Origin of the sequence: Deinococcus sp., assembly GCF_030523985.1 — a bacterium.
Lineage (GTDB): Bacteria > Deinococcota > Deinococci > Deinococcales > Deinococcaceae > Deinococcus.
In genome coordinates this window covers 45,841-50,689 of the sequence record NZ_JAUNHK010000003.1, presented here as the reverse complement: position 1 = coordinate 50,689, position 4,849 = coordinate 45,841, and the positions used below count along the sequence as shown (strand labels likewise).

Annotated in this window: 7 protein-coding genes and 1 tRNA gene; 3 read left to right on the top strand and 5 right to left on the bottom strand. The window is 67.5% G+C overall.

Translation table 11 applies throughout. From position 1 onward, the window contains the following. Window positions 1-396, top strand: a 396-nt coding sequence (locus Q4C89_RS01230; protein WP_303100789.1) for a VanZ family protein, incomplete at its 5' end; no start/stop codon positions are given. Window positions 397-671: 275 nt separating this feature from the next. Here the strand turns inward: Q4C89_RS01230 and Q4C89_RS01225 are convergent. Then, a tRNA-Lys gene (locus Q4C89_RS01225) sits at window positions 672-746 on the bottom strand. Window positions 747-825: 79 nt separating this feature from the next. Here Q4C89_RS01225 and Q4C89_RS01220 point away from each other — a divergent pair. Together Q4C89_RS01220 and Q4C89_RS01215 are read left to right on the top strand one after the other, a co-directional pair. Continuing rightward, window positions 826-1,065 (top strand): DUF3248 domain-containing protein, encoded by a 240-nt coding sequence (locus Q4C89_RS01220; protein ID WP_303100788.1) that lies wholly within the window; start codon window positions 826-828, stop codon window positions 1,063-1,065. Window positions 1,066-1,090: 25 nt separating this feature from the next. After that, window positions 1,091-1,564: a DUF3809 domain-containing protein gene (locus tag Q4C89_RS01215; protein WP_303100787.1), complete on the top strand. Its 474-nt coding sequence runs from the start codon at window positions 1,091-1,093 to the stop codon at window positions 1,562-1,564. Here Q4C89_RS01215 and Q4C89_RS01210 read toward each other — a convergent pair. From Q4C89_RS01210 to Q4C89_RS01195, 4 genes are all read right to left on the bottom strand, one after another. After that, window positions 1,557-2,582, bottom strand: a complete 1,026-nt coding sequence (locus Q4C89_RS01210; protein ID WP_303100786.1) for a DsbA family protein — start codon at window positions 2,580-2,582, stop codon at window positions 1,557-1,559. The two genes, Q4C89_RS01215 and Q4C89_RS01210, sit on opposite strands and share 8 nt — an antisense overlap. Before the next feature lie 29 nt (window positions 2,583-2,611). Beyond that, a complete protein-coding gene (locus Q4C89_RS01205; RefSeq protein WP_303100785.1) occupies window positions 2,612-3,091 on the bottom strand; it encodes a hypothetical protein in 480 nt (159 codons plus the stop codon). 78 nt (window positions 3,092-3,169) lie between these two features. Further along, window positions 3,170-4,540: a M20/M25/M40 family metallo-hydrolase gene (locus Q4C89_RS01200; protein ID WP_303100784.1), complete on the bottom strand. Its 1,371-nt coding sequence runs from the start codon at window positions 4,538-4,540 to the stop codon at window positions 3,170-3,172. Between the two features lie 39 nt (window positions 4,541-4,579). Beyond that, on the bottom strand, window positions 4,580-4,768 hold the full coding sequence (locus Q4C89_RS01195) for a hypothetical protein (RefSeq protein ID WP_303100783.1): 189 nt from the start codon (window positions 4,766-4,768) through the stop codon (window positions 4,580-4,582). Between the last annotated feature and the right edge of the window lie 81 nt (window positions 4,769-4,849).

Below are 4,849 nucleotides of genomic sequence, written 5' to 3'. Positions count from 1 at the left end.
GCGCGTCCTGCCCAGCGGCGCTGGTGGTTGCCCGCGCTGGCCCTGCTGTGGGGCATCTGGTGGTTGAGCAGTTCGGCGGACACGCCGGGGCCACCCCTCGTCCATCCGTTCGACTGGTTGGCCCACTTTCTGACCTATCTGGCGCTGGCCTACAGCCTGGGCCGCGCCACCGGGCAGCCGCGTCTGGCGTTGGTCGTGGCCGTGTGGTGGGGGGCCGTAGACGAGGTGCACCAGGCCTTCGTGCCGGGCCGGGACGCGGGGATTCAGGACTGGTGGTTCGACCTGCTGGGGGCGCTGGTCGGCTCGCGGCTGTGCCGCACACGGGCGCGGGCCGCCGAGTTGCAGCGCCACACCCTCGAACCGGCTGACCCGGCCAAGCTGGAAGACGTGGCGTAGGGACGGTCGGGCTACTGCGCTGAAAGAGGGCAGGGGGAGGGGGGCTACACCGAAAGGACGCTTCAGTCAAAGGTGTCCGCCCAGGTGGATGTCATGCTCTCCGTCTCCGAAAAATTGCTCCAGAGCTTTCCGGGGGAAGGGAACCCTAGAGTTGACTGGAAAACGAGTGACGCCTTCTCATGTGGAAGTTGAAAGGCTCGCAAATTGGGCAAAGCAAGCAGGGCGACAGCCCGCAGGGCAAGAAACAAAAAACCCCGTCAATGACGGGGAAATTTTGGTGGGTCGCCTCGGACTCGAACCGAGAACCCGCTGATTAAAAGTCAGCTGCTCTACCATTGAGCTAACAACCCATTTCGGGAGCCTGCCGAAGCAGCGAGGGGGAAGATAGCATCTGAGGTCGGTGGTTGCAAGCGTGGCGGGGCCGTTACAATGCGGGGCATGTCTGCTTCTGCGTTACCCCCCGAACTGGCGCGTCAAATAGAAGCTCTGGGGGGGCATCTGGTCTGGCGCATCGGCAAGGACGAACTGAGCGACAGCGTGGTGGTGCGTCTGGGCTACGCTTCGGCGACGCCCCGCTTTGCCCACTTGCCCCGCTTGCGCAGCGCGGGCGACCAGGAACTTCAGGAAGCCGTCGAATCCGGGCGGCTGGTGATCGAATGGGTGGACTGACCCGCCAGCAAGCAGGCCGCGCGGCATGATTCTCGAAGCGGCGCAGCAGTTCATGCTCCGGCATCCGCAGGGACAAGCGGCGGCCCTGGCCTTCGTCCGTGACCCGGCACAGTCCCTGGCAGGTGTGCGCTTTTTGCGCGGTCTGACCTCGGCAGACGGGCAGGTGCGCGGTGAACTGGTCGTGCAGGTGCCGATGCTGGGCGAGGTGGACTTGCCCTTTTGCAGCGAGATTCACGAAGCGCCCCAGGGAGCCGAATTGCGTCCCCTGCCCCTTGCAGGTGAACGGGCCTGGGTCGAGGTCAGCGGGAAGGCGCAGGCAGTTGGGGGCGAGATGCACTTCGACTTCCAGTTCCGTGCCCACCTCGCCACCCCCGAGGCCGAGGGCTGGGGCGGCGCGGCCTTCGAAAAGATGGTGCAGGCCGCCGCCCGCCGCACGCTGGAGCGGGTCGCGCAGGCCTTGCCCGAGGGGCTGGCGGCCAGTCTGAATAGTCTTACCTGAAGGTCTTGAGTCGGGCCTCTATCACGCTGGCGGCGCCCGGCTTAGCCTTGGTCACTGCCTGGATCCGGCGCATTTCTTCCGGCGACCAGTCCGTGAGCTTGACGCCGTTGAGGTAGATCGTCGGTGTGCCGGTCAGGAAGAGCGAGTCGGCCCCCTTCATCTGGCGGGCGACCTCGGCCTTGGTCTGGTGCTTGCTCAGGCACTGGTCGAAGGCCGGACGCCCGAGCTTGAGGCGGCTGGCGTACTCCCCGAACTGCTTCTGGGCCTGGGCCGCGTCCACCCGGCTCCAGCGGCTGAATTGCGCGAACAGTTCGTCGGCGTAGTTCCAGAATTTGCCCTGCTGTGCGGCGCACTCGCTCGCCTCGGCAGCGGCGGCGGCGTTGGCGTGATAGCTGAGGGGAAAATGGTGATAATGCACCTGATACACGTCCGGCTGCTTGCGCCACTTGGGCAATTCGGTGGCCCAGAGCTGACGGCAGGCCGGGCACTGAAAGTCGCTCAGGACGTGGATGACATTGGGCGCACTGGCTTTGCCCGTCACGTTGCGGGTGGACGGAAACTGGCTTTCGGGGATGATGTTCAGCGCCGAGTAGATACGCCAGCGCTGGGTGTTGCCGCTGCCAGTCAGCCGAACGGCCAGCAGGTCGGTGCCGTTCTCGTCGGAAGGCTGCACCAGCCCCAGCCGGGCGCGGCTCTGAAAACTCTTGGCCGAAAGCTGGGCGGCCAGCCGGGTCGCGTCCTCGGGGTCGGTGCCCCAGGCGGCGCTCAGGCCACGCGCCACGTTCGCCACGTCGCGGCCCTCCACCAGCACGCCGACCACCCGTCCGGCGACGGTATCGAGGGTCACGGTGGTGCCCTCCAGCCGCAGCACTTTGCCCTGCTCCTGGGCGGTAAAGCCCTTGAGCACCGGCTGCCGCGCCGTCTCCTGCGGGGTGGCCCACAACTGGGCCTGTGCGGAAAGAGAGCCGCCCAGCACCAGAGCGGCGAGGGCAGCAAAGGGGGAAAAGGAGCGTGACATGCGGGGCAGTGTAGAGGACGGGCGCGGCTTCAGCGGGCGCGGTCAGGAATGACCAGCAGGCGCAGGACACGGCTACTTTCCCAGACGCCCATCAGTCCTTCCTTGATGATGGAACGCTCGACTGCGCTGTGAAGCGGTTCGGGCAGGGTGGTCGCCGGGTAGGTGGCCGTCTCGCCCTGGGCCGTGCGGCGCACTTCCAGCGGGAAATTGAGCGTGAGGGCCGCGACCAGCAGTGTGCCGAGCGCGAAACCGCCGAGGCCGCCCGCCAGCCGCGCCCAGGGCTGCTGATGAGGGCGGTGAATTAGGCGCACGCACACATAGGCCACCCCCACACTCAGCGCCAGGGCCAGCAGCGCGGCCATGACCGGATTGGGCAGCATCGCGTTGGCGAGGAGGCAGATCAGCAGGCTCGCCAGCCCCCAGACCAGGCCAATCAGTCCGCGCTGTACTCCCAGGGCCGTCACAATAGCCAGCAGCGTCACGAGCAGCGCATCGAACCAGGTGTACACGCCCGGCAGTCTAGCGGGTTCAGTCTTTCTGCGGCATGTCACAGAGGATGGGCGGCAAAAAGGCTGAAGGTCAGGTCGTCAACCCGCTTGACCGCCAGTTTCCGCGCCCGCCAGCCGGGTCATCAGGGCGACCCCGAAAGCCACGCCGCGCCCGAAATGCTCGCGCAGGATGTTTTCGTTGGGGGCATGCACCCGCCCGGCATGGTTGCCGATGCCCGCCGTCACACAGGGGACGCCCAGTCCACCCAGCGCGGCGGGCGCGGTAAAGGGAAACATGGGGCCACTCGCGCCGCTCGACGGGTGGACGATGGGTTCGGCCCCGTGCGCTTCGCGGGCCGCTGCGATACACGCCTGCACGAAGGGATGCGCGGCGTCGGCGCGGGCCGGGCGCTGGTGGGCTTCGAGTTCGGTCACTTCGATGTCGCCCAGCCCCTGTGCGGCGAGGTGGGCACGCAGCGCCGCCAGAATCTTGACCGGGTTCTGGTCGGGCACGAGGCGGAAATCGAGCTTGACGAAGCCCTCGGCGGGAAGCACGGTCTTGCTGCCTTCGCCCTGGTAGCCGCCGCCCCAGCCGTTCACGTTGACCACGGGCAGCAGGTTGGTGCGCTCGTTATAGTCGCGGCCCGTCGCCAGGGGCCGAGTCACCCCGAAAGCGTCGCGCACGGGCTGACCGTCGCCGGGAATGCGGGCGATGGCTTCCAAGTCGGCCTGACTGGGCGGGCGCACGTCGTCCAGAAAGCCGGGAATGGTCACGCGGCCCTGCTCGTCGCGCAGGCTGGCAACGGCGCGGGCGAGGCGGTAGAGCGGGTTGTCTATCACCGCGCCGAGGCTGCTGTGCAGGTCGCTCTGGGCCACCCGGCAGCGCAACTCGACGCACATCACCCCTTTCAGGCCCAGCGACAGGATGGGCTGCCCACCTTCGCTGATGCCGCCGAATTCCCACCAGCAGCCGTCGGCCCGCAGGCGCTCGGCGTGCGACTGCACGAAGGCTTCCAGGCTGGGACTGCCCACTTCTTCCTCGCCCTCGATGAGCCACTTGATTTTGAGGGGCAACTGGCCGCCGAAGCGCTCGCGCACGGCCCGCACCGCCGCCAGCCGCGAGGCGATTTCGCCCTTGTCGTCGCTTGCCCCGCGCCCGTACAGCCGCCCTTCTCGTTCGGTCAGGACGAAAGGCGGGCTGTCCCACAGTTCCAGCGGGTCTTCGGGCTGCACGTCGTAGTGGTTGTAGATCAGCAGGGTAAAGGGGCCGTCGCCCGCCTCGGCCAGCAAGATAGGCGCGACCTCTCCGGCAAACTGCTCGACCTGAAACCCCTCGGCCCGCAGCAGGTCGGCCACGAAGGCGGCGGTTTCGGGCAGCATCCGGCCCTGCGCCGACACGCTGGGCAGGGCGACCAGCGCCCGCAGGTCTTCGAGGCCACGTTCGATATGGGCGTCCAGAGCATGGGTCATGCCTGGCAGCCTAGCGCGGCGGGGCCGGGTCGGGGAGGCTCAGCGGCGGCGTGCCCACCCGAAGGAGCGCACGGCGTCCACCGCGAACCACACGGCAAACAGGCCCGCAATGATGGCCCCGAGCTGGTTGTGGGCCGTAAAGGCGCGGTAGGCAATCAGTCCGCAAACGACGGCCAGCAGCAGGCTGAGCAAAAATACGACGTTGGGAGGGACGCGGCGACCAAACATGAGACCAGACTAAGCCCTGCGTCTGACAGAACTCTGCCAGCGCCTCTCGGCCCGCGCTGCCGCCTCGCCTATGCTGGTGCT

Excerpts from the sequence above, each read along its gene's own strand:
- Q4C89_RS01220 (WP_303100788.1), top strand. The coding sequence starts at position 826 with ATGCGGGGCATGTCTGCTTCTGCGTTACCCCCCGAACTGGCGCGTCAA.
- Q4C89_RS01215 (WP_303100787.1), top strand. The coding sequence starts at position 1,091 with ATGATTCTCGAAGCGGCGCAGCAGTTCATGCTCCGGCATCCGCAGGGA.
- Q4C89_RS01210 (WP_303100786.1), bottom strand. The coding sequence starts at position 2,582 with ATGTCACGCTCCTTTTCCCCCTTTGCTGCCCTCGCCGCTCTGGTGCTG.
- Q4C89_RS01200 (WP_303100784.1), bottom strand. The coding sequence starts at position 4,540 with ATGACCCATGCTCTGGACGCCCATATCGAACGTGGCCTCGAAGACCTG.
- Q4C89_RS01195 (WP_303100783.1), bottom strand. The coding sequence starts at position 4,768 with ATGTTTGGTCGCCGCGTCCCTCCCAACGTCGTATTTTTGCTCAGCCTG.